15 protein-coding genes and 1 pseudogene are annotated in these 15,894 nt (G+C 34.5%); 4 read left to right on the top strand and 12 right to left on the bottom strand.

Translation table 11 applies throughout. The features are described 5' to 3' along the window. Window positions 1–10: 10 nt before the first annotated feature. Window positions 11–772, bottom strand: coding sequence for a 5-oxoprolinase subunit PxpA (gene pxpA / locus ACXAE4_RS15480; RefSeq protein ID WP_098999362.1), 762 nt, complete (start codon window positions 770–772; stop codon window positions 11–13). A gap of 393 nt (window positions 773–1,165) precedes the next feature. Between pxpA and ACXAE4_RS15475 the strand changes: the two genes are divergently transcribed. Then, window positions 1,166–2,761 (top strand): alpha-amylase family glycosyl hydrolase, encoded by a 1,596-nt coding sequence (locus ACXAE4_RS15475; RefSeq protein WP_154972945.1) that lies wholly within the window; start codon window positions 1,166–1,168, stop codon window positions 2,759–2,761. Window positions 2,762–2,895: 134 nt separating this feature from the next. On the opposite strand, the gene ACXAE4_RS15470 is transcribed toward ACXAE4_RS15475, so the two are convergent. From ACXAE4_RS15470 to ACXAE4_RS15455, 4 genes are all read right to left on the bottom strand, one after another. Further along, the gene (locus ACXAE4_RS15470; RefSeq protein WP_475236339.1) at window positions 2,896–3,603 is read right to left on the bottom strand and encodes an anti sigma factor C-terminal domain-containing protein; all 708 of its coding nucleotides are present in this window, start codon (window positions 3,601–3,603) and stop codon (window positions 2,896–2,898) included. A 29-nt stretch (window positions 3,604–3,632) separates the two neighbouring features. Beyond that, window positions 3,633–3,824: a hypothetical protein gene (locus ACXAE4_RS15465; protein WP_475236338.1), complete on the bottom strand. Its 192-nt coding sequence runs from the start codon at window positions 3,822–3,824 to the stop codon at window positions 3,633–3,635. Next, on the bottom strand, window positions 3,808–4,314 hold the full coding sequence (locus tag ACXAE4_RS15460; RefSeq protein WP_475236337.1) for an RNA polymerase sigma factor: 507 nt from the start codon (window positions 4,312–4,314) through the stop codon (window positions 3,808–3,810). Before ACXAE4_RS15460 ends, ACXAE4_RS15465 begins: the two co-directional genes overlap by 17 nt. A 211-nt stretch (window positions 4,315–4,525) precedes the next feature. Then, window positions 4,526–5,152, bottom strand: coding sequence for a type 1 glutamine amidotransferase family protein (locus tag ACXAE4_RS15455; protein ID WP_028413244.1), 627 nt, complete (start codon window positions 5,150–5,152; stop codon window positions 4,526–4,528). Between the two features lie 92 nt (window positions 5,153–5,244). Between ACXAE4_RS15455 and ACXAE4_RS15450 the strand changes: the two are divergent. Next, a pseudogene (locus tag ACXAE4_RS15450) lies at window positions 5,245–5,535 on the top strand (isochorismatase family protein); the annotation flags it as partial. A 373-nt stretch (window positions 5,536–5,908) separates the two neighbouring features. Here the strand turns inward: ACXAE4_RS15450 and ACXAE4_RS15445 are convergent. From ACXAE4_RS15445 to ACXAE4_RS15425, 5 genes are all read right to left on the bottom strand, one after another. Next, a complete protein-coding gene (locus tag ACXAE4_RS15445) occupies window positions 5,909–6,466 on the bottom strand; it encodes a DedA family protein (RefSeq protein ID WP_154972946.1) in 558 nt (185 codons plus the stop codon). Then, window positions 6,453–7,955, bottom strand: a complete 1,503-nt coding sequence (locus tag ACXAE4_RS15440; protein ID WP_051418565.1) for a sensor histidine kinase — start codon at window positions 7,953–7,955, stop codon at window positions 6,453–6,455. Before ACXAE4_RS15440 ends, ACXAE4_RS15445 begins: the two co-directional genes overlap by 14 nt. Next, a complete protein-coding gene (locus ACXAE4_RS15435) occupies window positions 7,952–8,638 on the bottom strand; it encodes a response regulator transcription factor (protein ID WP_028413241.1) in 687 nt (228 codons plus the stop codon). The genes ACXAE4_RS15440 and ACXAE4_RS15435 overlap by 4 nt, the downstream gene beginning before the upstream one ends. 56 nt (window positions 8,639–8,694) lie before the next feature. Beyond that, the gene (locus ACXAE4_RS15430; RefSeq protein WP_289578946.1) at window positions 8,695–9,252 is read right to left on the bottom strand and encodes a class I SAM-dependent methyltransferase; all 558 of its coding nucleotides are present in this window, start codon (window positions 9,250–9,252) and stop codon (window positions 8,695–8,697) included. A gap of 395 nt (window positions 9,253–9,647) precedes the next feature. Further along, a complete protein-coding gene (locus ACXAE4_RS15425; RefSeq protein ID WP_475236333.1) occupies window positions 9,648–10,643 on the bottom strand; it encodes an NADPH:quinone oxidoreductase family protein in 996 nt (331 codons plus the stop codon). Window positions 10,644–10,792: 149 nt separating this feature from the next. On the opposite strand from ACXAE4_RS15425, the gene ACXAE4_RS15420 reads away from it, so the two are divergent. Both ACXAE4_RS15420 and ACXAE4_RS15415 read left to right on the top strand, forming a co-directional pair. Then, a complete protein-coding gene (locus ACXAE4_RS15420; RefSeq protein WP_028413238.1) occupies window positions 10,793–11,386 on the top strand; it encodes a TetR/AcrR family transcriptional regulator in 594 nt (197 codons plus the stop codon). Window positions 11,387–12,051: 665 nt separating this feature from the next. Then, window positions 12,052–12,900, top strand: a complete 849-nt coding sequence (locus ACXAE4_RS15415) for a class I SAM-dependent methyltransferase (RefSeq protein WP_108674734.1) — start codon at window positions 12,052–12,054, stop codon at window positions 12,898–12,900. 297 nt (window positions 12,901–13,197) lie between these two features. On the opposite strand, the gene ACXAE4_RS15410 is transcribed toward ACXAE4_RS15415, so the two are convergent. Together ACXAE4_RS15410 and ACXAE4_RS15405 are read right to left on the bottom strand one after the other, a co-directional pair. Then, window positions 13,198–14,820 carry an FAD-dependent monooxygenase gene (locus ACXAE4_RS15410; protein WP_154972947.1) on the bottom strand — a complete coding sequence of 541 codons (1,623 nt, stop codon included), beginning with the start codon at window positions 14,818–14,820 and terminating at the stop codon, window positions 13,198–13,200. Between the two features lie 581 nt (window positions 14,821–15,401). After that, window positions 15,402–15,833, bottom strand: coding sequence for a VOC family protein (locus ACXAE4_RS15405; RefSeq protein WP_028413235.1), 432 nt, complete (start codon window positions 15,831–15,833; stop codon window positions 15,402–15,404). Window positions 15,834–15,894: the final 61 nt, after the last annotated feature.

Here is a 15,894-nt window from a genome sequence, read left to right as displayed (position 1 = left end):
TATGTAGTTTTTATTGTGAAATAGCCTTAACTACCACTTCTGATGCTTGTAAAGAACGGTTGACATGACGAGCAAATTCAAGTGCGTGAGCCCCGTCTCCGTGAATACAAATCGTGTCTGCCTGCAATTCTACATCCTTGCCTTGCTGAGATTTGACTTTCCCTTCTTTCACCATTGTAATAACTTGAGAAACAGCTTCGTCGTCATTTTCAATTAAAGCATTTGGTTCTGTACGAGGCGTAAGAGAACCGTCTAACTGATAGGTACGGTCTGCAAATACTTCGTTGGCCGTTTTCAAACCAATTCTGTTACCTGCTTGAATCAGCTCACTTCCAGATAATCCAAACAAAATCAGCTCAGGATTTACGTTGTAAACAGCTTTTGCTATTGCTTCAGACAACGCTTTATTTTTAGCAGCCATGTTATATAGTGCACCGTGAGGTTTTACATGCTGCATTGATAACCCTTCTGCTTGCAAAAAACCGTTTAATGCACCAATTTGATAGACTACGATATCGTAGGCTTCCTGAGGTGAAATATTGATGTTTCTGCGTCCGAAACCGATAAGGTCCTGTAGACCAGGATGAGCACCAATTTGCACTTTTTTTTCAGCGGCCAATTTTACCGTTTTTCTCATGACGCTTGGATCCCCTGCATGAAATCCACAGGCTACGTTTACAGACGTCACGTGTTCTAAAATGGCTTCATCATTGCCAATGCGATAAGCACCAAAGCTTTCCCCTAAATCACAGTTTAAATCCACTCTACTCAATGCGTTCTTCCCCCTTAAAAACTTCATTGTAAGCGTAATCATTTGCAGATAGTAAATAAAATCCAAGCTGAATTATCTGCATCAATACTTCAAGTTCCGTTTTTCGGAACTGTAGTACCGTTTTTCAGTTATATTTGGATTTTAGCACGAGATGATGAATTGAACAACAACATTGTCAGAATATTTGACATAGTCATTATTTTCATTTGGATAATACTCCCTTATTTTATTGATGTTTTCTATCTATAGCCTTAATATAATGCAGCTTCTTAATGCCATTGGACACAGTAAATAACTAGGTTGTCAGAATAATTACTAGTTCAAAATAATCAAAATAAAATTTTCGTTGTAATCGTTTTCAAAGAGGTGCTATATTTCAATTGTAGTCAATTTATGCAAACGATTGCAAAAAAAGGGGATGAAACGATGAAAGGGAAAAAATGGACAGCTTTAGCTCTAACACTGCCGCTGGCTGCTAGCTTATCAACAGGCGTTCACGCCGAAACCGTACATAAAGGTAAATCTCCAGCTGCAGATAAAAACGGTGTATTTTATGAGGTGTATGTAAACTCTTTTTACGATGCAAATAAAGATGGACATGGTGATTTAAAAGGTCTTACACAAAAGCTGGACTATTTAAATGATGGCAATTCTCATACAAAGAATGATCTTCAAGTAAACGGGATTTGGATGATGCCGGTCAACCCTTCTCCTAGCTATCATAAATATGATGTAACGGACTATTATAACATTGATCCTCAGTACGGAAATCTGCAAGATTTTCGCAAACTGATGAAAGAAGCAGATAAACGAGATGTAAAAGTTATTATGGACCTCGTTGTGAATCATACGAGCAGCGAACACCCTTGGTTTCAAGCTGCGTTAAAAGATAAAAACAGCAAGTACAGAGATTACTATATTTGGGCTGATAAAGATACCGACTTGAATGAAAAAGGATCTTGGGGGCAGCAAGTATGGCATAAAGCTCCAAACGGAGAGTATTTTTATGGAACGTTCTGGGAAGGAATGCCTGACTTAAATTACGATAACCCTGAAGTAAGAAAAGAAATGATTAATGTCGGAAAGTTTTGGCTAAAGCAAGGCGTTGACGGCTTCCGCTTAGATGCTGCGCTTCATATCTTTAAAGGTCAAACACCTGAAGGCGCTAAGAAAAATCTCCTGTGGTGGAATGAGTTTAGAGATGCAATGAAAAAAGAAAACCCTAACGTATATCTAACGGGTGAAGTATGGGATCAGCCGGAAGTAGTAGCTCCTTATTATCAGTCGCTTGATTCCCTATTTAACTTTGATTTAGCAGGAAAAATTGTCAGCTCTGTAAAAGCAGGAAATGATCAAGGAATCGCTACTGCAGCAGCGGCAACGGATGAGCTGTTCAAATCATACAATCCAAATAAAATTGACGGCATTTTCTTAACCAACCATGACCAAAATCGCGTCATGAGTGAGCTGAGCGGCGATGTCAATAAAGCAAAATCAGCTGCTTCTATCTTACTTACGCTTCCTGGCAACCCGTATATTTATTACGGTGAAGAAATCGGCATGACTGGTGAAAAGCCTGATGAGTTAATCCGTGAACCGTTCCGCTGGTACGAAGGAAACGGACTTGGACAAACTAGCTGGGAAACACCTGTATACAATACAGGAGGCAACGGCGTGTCTGTAGAAGCACAAACCAAACAAAAGGACTCTTTGTTAAATCATTACCGTGAAATGATTCGCGTGCGTCAGCAGCATGAAGAGTTAGTAAAAGGAACGCTTCAATCTATTTCAGTAGACAGTAAAGAAGTTGTTGCTTATAGCCGTACGTATAAAGGCAACTCCATTAGTGTGTATCATAATATTTCAAATCAACCTGTAAAAGTATCTGTAGCAGCGAAAGGTAAATTAATTTTTGCTAGTGAAAAAGGTGCTAAAAAGGTCAAAAATCAGCTTTTGATTCCGGCGAATACAACGGTTTTAGTAAAATAATTCAAAAAACCTCTAAGTAATTACCAGGTAGTCACTTAGAGGTTTTTTTACCTAGAAGGAATAAAAAAAGGATTCTCTTTATTTATCTATCAGTTAATATACAACGGGTTTCCTTCATTTCAAGTCCCTAAAATTCAATATTTATCTACCACTGCTCCCAAACTAGCTGCTTTAACATAGGGTTTGTTTTGCAAAGAAAGCAGTTCTTCTTTTGTTCCTGTAACAACTACGCCTATAATCAATCCATTTTTCTGTCTGTTTTTTAAATTTTTCACTTCTCCTGGATCTGTTTTTTGGAGCTCATTTAAAAAGTCTGCTTCTGTTTTAATTTTAGTAGTCGTTAGTTTTGCTCCTAGTTGTGGTGATGGTTTAGAAATACCTAATAGCCATCGCCCATTTTCTGGATTGTTTCTGTAACCAGTAGACTTTCCATAGTTATCTACCCAATACCACGTTTGGTGAGTAGATGTAGGCAGCATCTTTTGTACTTCTTTCAATGTGTAATTTTTATTGAGAGATATGGCCATCTCCATGTATTTATCATTTGGATATTTTTTAATCATGTCAAAGTCATTCGCATACAACTTATATTTGTATTTGGGTACGTAAAATAACATCTCACGTTGCCCATTAGGAATATGATAAACTGTCGTTTCATTGACAATTGTACTACTCATGTTGAGAATGATGCATTCAAGTTTCCGATGTAAATCATACGTTATTTCTTCTGTATCCCAAGGTATCACTTTGTTTTCAATAACTTTAAATACTTCACTCTTAATAGTCCCCTTTAAAACTCCAATTGAAATTGTATCTGTACTAGTAAATGTATTTGGAGACATCCTCACATAATTTTCCTGTGATTAACCGATCAGCTAATTTTTTCTCCTTGTGTATTAATAAAGTAATTATTCCCTTTTACAAATATACCAATAATAAAGCTGACTACGAGTGCGGAGATAAAAATTGTTCGTGAAATTGCTCTATACTTTGCTTTTCTAAGTGTTCTATGTAAAGACTTTTCATCAAAAATAGAATCTAACTCATCATTCGTTTTCTTCATTACATTCTCTCCTATACATCTCTTTAAATGTTTTTCTAGCACGAGCTAAATATGTTTTCACAGCCTCAGGTTTCATATCTACATATTCCGCAATTTGTTTATATGACCACTCTAGCTCGTATTTTAAAAGAAGCAGTTGCTTAAAGGTGGGAGACAACTTTTGAAGTATACTTCTTACTAGAAGCTGATTTTCTTGTACAATCATTATCTCTTCAATTAATCGTTCATTGGTAATAAGGTAATCTTCTACTACCACGTACTGAGATTTTTTGTTCTTTCGACAGTGATCGTAATATAAGTTTATAGCTACTTTAAAAAGCCATGATTTATATTTATCGGTATCAATCGAATCAAGATGAAGAAGTAGTTTACAAACAGCTTCTTGAACAATATCTTTAGCTGTTTCTTGGTTTGCACCTTGTTTGATTAAGTACAAATAAAGTTGATTCATTACAATTTTTAGTTGATCGTTTGATAACCGATTTTTCAAATGTTTTTCCTCCTTCCTGTCTTATAACGTCTGAACAGTGAAAAAGTATACAATTATTTCATATTTTTCTATAAAAAAAGAAAAGTAATTGCTTTTTAGGCAATTACTTTCTTAAACAAACAATCAATTTAGTTAATATAAAACAGAATATAGGTATCTACAAAAATAAAAAAGAAGATTATTGTAATCGACCTTGTATATAATTAGGGATCTATATTGAGCTCATTAACTGAAAAAAGTATTCAGACTTCTGAGTTTTATTTAAGCTATACCATGAATCTAATGTATTTGATGCGAATACATCTAATTTTTTTAATACGTCCCTCGCGAATTCTAGAGGTGCTATTCCTGAAGCAGTAATCATGTTATTATCGGATACTACAGGTCCACCCTCATACAACTTCTCCCCTTTATAGTTGGGACAGACCATTTTTGTATATTCTAAGTTATTAAGCGTATGCTTTCTAGAATCTAAGTATCCACTATTTGCAAGGGCATCAGTAGCACCACAAATTGCAGCTACAATAGTACCAAGCTCTAAAACTTCCCCAACTTTTTTCAATATAGGTTGATGAATCTCCTCACTCCATGTATTTCCTCCCGGTAGAATTAAAAGATCTTTATCCAAAAGAGTGCACTCATCAAGAGAAATATCCGGCTGTATACTCAGCCCCCCCATTGTTTTAATAATTTCTTTATTAACTCCTACCGTCATTACTTTTAAAGGGGCTAAACCTTGTCTAAAATATCTTCCTGAATTTAGTTCAGCAATTAAATATCCATACTCCCAATCTGACATTGTGTTAAATACATAAATATAAACTTTTTTAATTTGCATACTAAGCCTCCAGAACTGACGTTCTCTATATTATACCATTTCAAAGACATATATTTATAAAAAATTAAAATATTCAGAAAATAATTAAAAGGATTGAGAATCATTTGAAAGAAAACAAAATAGAAAAAGTCTTAATAGTAGGATTAACAACTCCACATTATGTATCAACTACTACTCCAATGAGTGATAATTTAGGATTTGAAACGTAGCTCGTATCAGATGCCACAGCTACATTTGCAATAAAAGGAGAAGATAATGCATATTATCCAGCTGAACAAATACATACTGTGTCATTAGCAACTTTAGATAATGAGTTTGCCAAAGTTTTAACAACTGAAGAATTGATCAAAAAGTTAAATTTGACTGAAGCAATACAATCATAAGATCTTTATTTTAACTGTATATCTTCTACAAGTGGAGTTACCATAATGTGACTTTTAGGAATAAAAAAAGAACCCTTGTAAAATTAGGGTTCTGATTAAGATTTATTATTTGTGGTATGCAGCCTTTTACAACCATATAGCTACTTAAGCCTAATTAATGGTTATTGTAAGTTACTTTTAACATGTAATAATAAATTTATAAATTCCCAAATCGCTAATACCACGCCTAATATCAACAAAAATAAACAAATTGAAGAGAAAAGTTGTTGTATCAATTTCACATCACTTTGCTCCTTTAATTAGATAAGTCCCGTATCACTTAGGTCTTTTATAAAACAAGTTTTTTCATGAGCAGTATGAAGTAGAAATAATATCACGACTCATTTTTATTTCTTTTCACCTTGTAGAAAATGAAGCATAAAAGGGGAATAGCGACTAATGGTAGTACGATAGACAAGTGTTGATGTAACCAAATTAACACTAATTTGATCCCAATTTTTTGGTTAAACTTATAAACCATAAAAGTCCAACCGCCCGAATATAAGGAAGATGCTAAAAAGTTAGCTAGCAAGCATTTTTTTATCGGAAACTTTAAAATTCCGGCTATATAATGAATAGGGTGTCGAACTCCAGGTACAAAAAAAGCTAACATAATCGCCCCAGCCCCAAAACGATCAAGTAGCTTTTCGGCTTTTTGTAACCATTTCTTCGCCATCCATTTTTCAATTAGAGGCACCTGTCTAAAGAATCTTCCTACTAGAAAGAACCATAGAAAAGCTATAAAGAGTGTAATCCAAGACGATATCCACACTACATAAGGGTTGATGCCCTTAGAAGCCCAGATACCGACTTGAGTTAGCATTAGAACATCATCAGAAATAGGCGTAAACATAATTTCTACTGATAGTCTAATTAGTTCATAAATCTTCATAAATGGTCTCTTTCTCCTTTATATCTTGGTGCAAAGGCAATGCAACATACATCGTTGTCTTGTTTTGCTCGCTTTCTGCCCATATTTCGCCTTGATGAAGTTCAACAATTCGTTTGGCAATGGAAAGGCCAATTCCCGACCCTACGACTTTGCTAGAGCGTGCTTTATCCATTCGATAAAACTTATCAAACAGATGGTTTAATTCCTCAGAAGCAATTTGATCAGTTGTATTAGAAATACGTGCAATGACTTGTTTTTCGTTAGTATAGAGGACTATCTCAATATCTCCACTTTCATGACTGTATTTTTCAGCATTCGAAAGTAAATTATCGAAAACGCGAATCATTTTCTCAATATCTATGGAGATAAAGACAGCATCATTGGGAATATCTACTTTTACAGAGAGCCCACGATTTTCAAACATAGGGGTATACTCTCCTACAAGCTGATATAACACCCCACTTAAATCGACTTCTTGAAATTGCATGTCTACGTCAGGTAGGGACAACTTCGTATATTCGAATAGTTCATCCAATAAATTTTTCAATTTGAATGAAATACCGTAGGTGGTTTGAATATATTGCTCCAGCTCTTCACTATTTTTATACTGTTTATCTTTCAAGAGTGTTAGATATCCAATAATAGAGGTCAATGGAGTTCGTAAATCATGCGAGAGATTTGTAATTAATTCATTTTTGGCTTGTTCCACTTTACGTTCTTTTTCAAAACGTTGCCTCATTTGTTCGGTCATCCAATTGATGTTTTTAGCTAAGAATGACAGTTCATTTTTTCCTTTCACCGGAATGGAATACGTCCAGTCCTTGTTCACAATCCTGTTGATTCCCTCTTCAATCTGCTTAATGTACCGTGTAATAGGCCTTGTCCATAATAAAAACAAGACAAAAAAGATGAGCACACTACCTCCAAGTCCCATATAGACTTGATAAATATATCTATTCGGACTGAAAATAGGATCAAAAGAAGGTCCTTCAATAACGAGGTATCCGATATCATCTTGAAGGGAAAGGAGCGATATAAAAGAAGAATAATGTGCATTAAATGATTGATTACCCGTAGATTCAGCTGCAAGCTTTTGTTTGAGTAAATACTTTATATTGGTACTTTTTATTTTTTTGTTATTTGAATGAAAAAGAACGTCTCCTTTGGCATTTGCTACTAAGAACCCTAAATTAGGATGAGCATCCGTTATAGGATTTAGCGTTGAAGCAATGTTATCTATATCATCTAAGCTCATGTGCTTCTCTTCGATTGAATGAGTGAGCTGAACAAGGAGCTTTCTAATCGTCTCTTCCTCTTTTTGTTGCTCTATTTGTTGGTTACGGATATCCCCAAATTGGGGATTTATGAAGATAAAAAGAAAAAAGCTAAGGATAGATACAATCAAGGAGATAATAAAAATAAGGAATAATTTTGTGTTCAAATTAACTGATGGTCGTCCAATTTTGTCTGCATTATTTCTCGTTTTCATGCTTTATAGCCTACGCCCCATACAGTCTGAATATAGATTGGCTTTTTAGGGTTCTCTTCTATTTTGTCTCTAATTTTTGTCATATGGACCATAATCGTATTATCCGACTTATAAAAAGGTTCTTTCCATACAGTTTCATAAATCTGTTGAATACTAAATACTTGTCCTTGATGCTGAAGTAACAAAGAGAGAATTTGAAATTCTTTAGGAGTTAAACGAACCTCTTGATCTCTTACAAACACTTCATTTGTCCTTCCGTCCACTTTTAAGTCTCCCTTTTCTAAGAAGTGGGAAGAAACCTCTCTTTCAGGCGCCATATAGTATCGACGAAGTTGAGATTTTACACGCGCCATCAGTTCTAATGGGTTAAAGGGCTTTGTAACATAGTCTTCTGCTCCACTGGCCAGACCGTGAATTTTATCCATATCTTCTGATTTAGCTGATAAAAAAATAATGGGCATGGTATATTCTTCTCTGATTTTTAAGCAAGTATCTATCCCATTCATCCCTGGCATCATCACATCTAGAATAATCAGGTCAATTTTTTGTTTTTTTAACATATCCATAGCTGTTGCAGCATCCGGTACATCTACTACTTGATATCCTTCATTTTTTAAATAAATGGACATAAGATTTCTGATTTCGTCTTCATCGTCGACAATAAGGATGGTTCTTTCTGACATGTTTCTTCACTCTTTCTATTCTTAAATTCAATATAAACTAGAGAACAGGAGTAGGATTAGTTATTACATACGAATACATAAGCTGGTGGAACATTTCTATACACTTTTTCATACTGAATCGTAGTAAAAAAGGATTTAAAGAAAGAGCGTTTTACTTTCGAATACTGGAATGTAATGAATTTGCCTTCTGGTCCCAGCAAAGATCCTGTCTCATGTAAGATCTGTGTAGAAATAGTTCCTGGTAAGCTTGTAAAAGGCAATCCAGATACGATATAGTCTACTTTTTCAATGTCATATTGTTTTAAATAGTCACTTATATTCTCAGCAGAGCCATGAATAATGTGCACATTCTCGATATGTCCATATTTCTTCTTTAATATGTTATAGAATGTTTCATTGGCTTCTATCGCTAAGAAAATGGTGTCTTTCCGTTTATTTTGAACAATTTCTTCTGTAAATACGCCTGTTCCTGGACCATATTCAATGATACACGTTATTTCCTTAAATGGTATAGACTTCATCATTTTCTTAGCTAATGATTTAGAGCTCGGCATAATCGCTCCAACTGCACGCGGGTGTCTCATATATTCTTGAATGAAATGCATGGCATTCATTTATTTCTCCTCGTTTCTTCAGATGATAGGTTATAATCAGTAGTTTAATGCCAAAACCTTAATAAGATACGAGGAAAAACCTTAACAATTCTTAAGAAATACTTATGAAAAGATAACTTTTATAAAGAATCTGAAAGCAAACGTTATTTGCTGGTCTTAAAAAAGGAGGGTATTAACTTAATCTAAACCTTCAGTCATTCAGAGAAAACAACCTTTTTAGCAAGTAAGAAAGGGGTGCTATTAGTTCTTATCCTTTAAGAACTGATAGCACCCCATTTCTTTGATTGTATACTTATTAACATAATGTATTTTTTTGGATGTATTTCTCAAATATTTTAAAAATCTTTTATAGTGCGTGATTTTTGACATTAAGAAATCTCAATATAAATTTCTTATCAGACTAATTTTACAATCGTTCTTCCTCTTACATGCCCTTTTAATATGTTAGGAAGAACAGTAGGAAGCTGATTTAAATTAATTTCTTGTGAGATAAAATCTTCAAAATTTGATGGTTTGAAATCTGTTGCTATACGTTTCCATATTTTCAAACGTGTTTCCATTGGGCAGTATACAGAGTCAATGCCAAGTAAGTTGACGCCCCTTAAAATAAATGGAAAAACAGTAGAGGCCAGTTTTGTCCCAGCTGTTAACCCACTAACAGCAACTGAACCACCATATTGAATCTGACTTAAAACAGAGGACAGAGGATCTCCACCAACAGGGTCAACGGCTGCAGCCCATTTTTGTGCCCCTAAAGCTTTAACCTTTCCTCCATACGTCATATCCCTTGAAATAATGGTATGAGCTCCGAGTTTTCGTAAATACTCATACTCCGATTCTTTCCCTGTGCTAGCTTCTACTTTATAACCCAGAGAGTTTAAAAATGAGACCGCAAAACTGCCAACGCCACCGGTTGCACCTGTCACAAGAACTTTTCCTTTGTCTGGTGACACCCCATTCTCCTCTAGACGTTGTATAGATAGGGCTGCCGTAAAGCCTGCTGTTCCTACTACAATGGCTTCTTTAAGAGTCCAATTTTCAGGTAAAGGTACAATCCAATCACCTGGAATACTGGCATATTCGCTGTATCCACCAAAGTGGGAAACACCTATATCGTAACTTGTTGCAATGACTTCATCTCCTTCATGAAAGCGAGGGTCATTAGAAGAAACGACTACACCTACTAAATCTACTCCTGGTATAAATGGATAATTTCTTACGATTTTACCATCAGGAGTACCTGCTAGCCCATCTTTATAGTTAATCCCTGAATAATGTACCTTGATTAAGACATCACTCTTAGGCAAAAATTCTAGAGAAATATTTTTTACATTCATTGAAAATTCATCATTAACTTTGTCTACTACTAGCGCTTTGAATTGATCTTTCATTTTGTCATTCCTCCTTTGTGAAACTACTTCTAGTATACATTATTATTCTGACCGGTCAAACTTTTTTTGGCCGGTCAGAATAATTTTTTGTTCAAATTTTATAAAATGTTGTATACTAATTTGTACGTTTAGTTTGCTGGAGGTTTATTATGAAGAAAAAAGCAGAAGAGAGAAAGAATCAAATATTAAGAGCAGCTTTCCAAGCTATGTCAGTACAAGGTTATAATTCGGTTACCTTACAGAGTATTGCTGATCATGCAGAAGTTAGTAAAGGAGTCGTCCATTATTATTTTGAGAATAAGGAAGATACCTTATCTCAACTCCTTGAGTGGCTTACAAATAAAATCTATAACTATGAGCTTGCATCAGTGAATTCAGAGTCTACTCCCTTGGGTAAATTAAAAGCTTATGTAAACTCAGTGTTTGTCGCCCCTGAGAAAAATGCAAAATTTTATAGAGTTTATTTAGATTTCTTGTCTCAGGCAGGTCAAAATGAAACATATAGAAAAATTAATCATCATTTTTATCAAAACTGTTGGGGCATTACATCTGACATTATTGCTTCTGGTCAGAAAACAGGAGTGTTTGAACAGAATATTAATATAGAAAACACTTCAAAAACCATGCGCGCTATTATAGATGGATTGCTCATTCAATGGCTAATGAACGAAGATATAAATTCCCATCAATATTACAAAGAGACTTGCTATCAAAGCTTTTTAGACTTGCTAAAAGTTAATTAGATGCTCTTTTTGACTTTTTAATCTGTCTGAACTGTCTACCTTCTAATGATAAACAAGAAGAACAAAGTCTAAAATCAAATGACGCTTTGCTCTTTTTTATAATATGTAATTTCCATAAAAATTGGATAACTAAGGATTTTTATCAGAACAAGCATATGTGTTATAAGCTATCGGTAGAAACAATCCAATAATCAAAGTTAGGCATATTATATGGAAAGCGAGTTAACATAATAGGTTTTATAAGAAGAAAAAAAACCTGTATTTTAAAATACGGGTTTTTTCATATTTCTCTTCAAAATATCTATTTAAAACTTATTATTTTTATTAAAAATCATTCATTTCCTACCTCTATAATACCATATTTTTGTACTTTTTTTCAGTCTAGTATTTAAATCTTTTTTCAATAAAATACAGATTAGGATTGGTATTCATATAAAAGAAATTGGGGAAGAATTTAAAGGTAGCTAGTGAAGTAGAAGTTATAGAATTAAAAATTGAAGCACTTGGTGACCAGATTGTATTAAATCCTACATCTGAAGGGGTTTCCTATAGTAAAAGTGATATAAGGTTATGCCACAAACGGTCCATTTTCTGGAATAACCCTTTAAAGGTAAAACAGTATTTGAATGTTAAAATCAAATGTAATTGCAAAAGGAGATTCATAGATGAAAGAAAACCAAATCAGTTTTACCGCGATGATGACAGCTTATATTCGAGGTATTCACTCAAAATATGCAAACCACAAAATTTTCAATGACTTTTTGGCATATGAACTAGTTCCTGAAGAACAAAAAAAATTAATAGAGAAGATTATGCCAAAAGAAGCCTTAATGAATTCTACAGCCTCTATCACCCGTTCTCGATACACAGAAGATTGTTTTATGAAGGCGATTGAAACTGGTGTAGAACAGTATGTAATCTTGGGTGCTGGCTTAGATACTTTTGCATTTAGATATCCTGATTTGTTAAAGAGTCTTAATGTATTTGAACTAGATCATCCTGCGACGCAAAGCTTTAAACGTCAACGTGTCGATAAGGTGGGTTGGGGTCATCCAGAAAACCTACATTACATTTCTATTGACTTCACTCGGGAGGATATAGTAAATAAACTCAATTCATCACTAAACTATTCTGCCTTATCCAAAAGTTTTTTTAGCTGGCAAGGAGTTACAATGTATTTATCCAAAAAAGAAGTATATAAAACACTAGCTAATATACCTAAAGTAACTCCCTCTGGGAGCATGATTGTATTTGATTACTTCAGTGTAGATGAATTTGATGAGGAAACTACTTCCACTGATTTGAAAAAGAAAGAAAAAATGATGAATAAGATAGGAGAGTCAATGAAAACAGGTTTTGATCCAGCTAGTATGAAGCAAGAAATGGCAGAACTCGGATTGAATTTGCTTGAGAATTTAAGCCCGACGGATATTGAGAAACGATATATGACAGGATTAAATGTGAGCTTAAAGGCGCATAAAAACGTGTACTTTGCACTAGCTGTAGTTGAATAAACTTTCATATTCTTTAATTTAGAAGTGTAATACTTTATAGAAAAATTGCTAATTTGCCGTCGATAAGAGTAAATAATAAAGGTAAATACTTTTAAATTTAATATCTAGTTAATATAACAGTTGATCAAAAGATAAGAGATACAATGTATTATCTGTCTGCAATATCTGATATTGATATTTTGTAATTTTTATGAAAGCTCACTCACAGGGCATACGTTTTAACACGTATGCCTTTTGAGGTGTTATATTCTTTAATTTTTAACTAATCTTAAGTCAGGAGCATGCGTATTAGTTTATTTACCATAGTACGCTAGTCATGACCTGCTTAAGAGTTAGATGAGGATTTGATTCGCCCTCTTTTGTACGCCATGCTACAAAACCATCTGGTCTTATTAATACAGCTCCTTGAGAGGTAACATCGTACACTGCTTCCCAGCTATCCTCATCCTCACACTCAACACAATCTCCTTGTAAACCGATCCCATAAACATTAATAGGAACACCTAAGTGAGAAGATACATTCCGGGTAGCAGTGCGCCAAAGGCTATTATCTTTTCCCGTAAATAAGACGAAATTTTCACCTATTAGATCTAAGGTAGATATACGCTTACCTTGGTACTTCAACCACATATGTGGAGCACGAGTACCTGGCCTTCCGTTTAGTTCTAATTGATCCATTCTATGCAGTGTATCGGAGTTTTCCTTGATAATTGCTGTTGAGTTATATTTATACCCTACAGTAACTGCAGTATGGTCCATACTATTGAGGGTGCTTACACCTTTCTTTATAACATTAAATAACAAATCACTGGCATATTTCGTTGTTACTTCTGCAGCATAGTGTCTTTCATTATGATAAGTTTGGAGTAATCGTGGATGAGCTTGTTTGTGTATCACTGCAGCAAGTTTCCAAGCTAAATTATGAGCATCTTGAATACCTGTATTCGAACCAAATCCTCCGGTAGGTGGCATAAGATGAGCTGCGTCTCCAATTAGAAAGACTCGACCATCTTGAAAACGAGTGGCTGTCTGTTCTGCAGCTGCCCAAGGTAAAATACTGAAGATGACAATATCAAGATTTGAAACTCCTATAGCTTTTTTTAAAATCTCACAGCATCGCTCTTCAGAAAAATCTTCTGGACTTTCTCCAGTTGAGGGATTATAGGCCACATGATAAATCCATTCATCACGATTGTTAACAGTGATGAGCGCACCAAATACTTCTGGATTTAGGATTTGAATCCAGCCAAACTGGCTAGGTTTCAGAAAGCGACTTAGATCAGCCTGAAAATAGATGTTGATATAATGTCCGCCGATCACTCCTCTTCCTGTAGTTGGAATTTTTGTATGTTGACGAATTGTGCTTTTAGCACCGTCTGCCGCAATTAAATAATCACTTCGAATTTTTTCTTTCGTTCCTGTCTCTCTATTTATTATAGTTGCTGTAACTCCTAAATCGTCTTGTTGATACTCTATAAGTTCAGTATTATAGCGTATATGCCCTTTTCCCTCTTTAGCAGCTTGAAGAAGGATAGGTTCTAGTTCAATTTGATAACAAGATGCTGGCTTTGAAGGGCTCACCTTTTCAAAATTTTCTATTCTCTCTTTTTCAAGAGATTTTTGGGAATTCTCCGCAGTTTCTAATTTCTCAGGGTCTATGCTTTTGATTGTCTCTACAGCAATCCTTCCACGAATATTATCTAATGGTTTGCTAGCAGTCCGGATAGCTGCCTCCAATCCAAGTTGTCGAAATATTTCCATCGTACGAAATGTAATCCCTCCAGCTTTTGGATGGATAGCTGTACCAGTGTGTTTTTCAATCAGTAAATAATCAACGTTATGACGTGCCAAAAAGAGAGCAGAGGTAAGTCCACTAAGACCACCACCTACTATTAAAACAGGAACATGTTTGTGTATCATAGAAATTTTCCTTTCAAATTTAAATGTACCCATGGGTCTTACTGAATTCAGTAATCAAACTATAACCTAAAAAAAAATGAAATTGTAGACTGTTTTTAGGTTATGTTTTATAATGATAATAGAGTACGCCCCAAATAAGGGGCGTTTTTTTCTATAACTTTTAAAAGAATATTCACTAATGTTAATGGAAACAACAAACACTTCCTGACTTTATACATGTGTTCTATTCTGTATTATCTTACTGTCTGTGTCCTTCTATTTTATACATGTTAAGTTCTCATAATGGATTTTATCGGTAGGAAATATAAAAGTAATCGTTTTCATTTTTTACTTTCTCAAAATGATTTGATAGGTTATAATAAATGCCTACAAAAATATTAAATGATATGTAAGTAACAAGCAATTACACCCTTAATATTTAACTAAAAGAAAAATCCACCTCTCAAATTAGGTGGGTTTTTCTTCTTTAAATGTATGTGATGCACATCCTTAGTTAATATAAAACACATTCAGGAACCCAACCAAGAAAAGCTTGCAGGAGAAGAATTCTTGAGATAATAAGAATAACAGCTTTTCATTGATTACTCATTATCAGCAGGTTGTGTGGAAATTTGCCAAGTAACACCGAATTTATCTGTTACTTGGCCATATGATGGGCTCCAAAAAGTTTCTTGAAGTGGCATTCCTACTTGACCACCTTCTTTCAGTTTTTCAAATACTTCTTTTGATTTTTCTACACTGTCTATAGTGATAGCTACCGTTATTTGTGATCCAATTTGGTATGGTTGACCCGGGAATGTATCAGAAAGCATCAAATCATTATCACCAACTTTTAAGTGCGCATTCATTACACGGTCTATTGCTTCTATAGGAGTAGGGAATTCTGGATTTCCAGGCATTTCTCCGAACGTTTGAACTCCAATAACTTTTGCATCCAATGCTTTTTCGTAAAATTTAACAGCTTCTTGTCCATTACCGTTCATAACTAAATAAGGATAAATTCCTAAAACCATTAAAAACACCTCTTTTAAAATTTTAGTTAGACTTTACTAAATCACAGTTAGATGAAAAAAG

The organism is Priestia sp. ABM2_011, assembly GCF_056158845.1.
The sequence above is the reverse complement of the archived record's forward strand: the minus strand, read 5'-3'. Positions and strand labels throughout refer to the sequence as shown.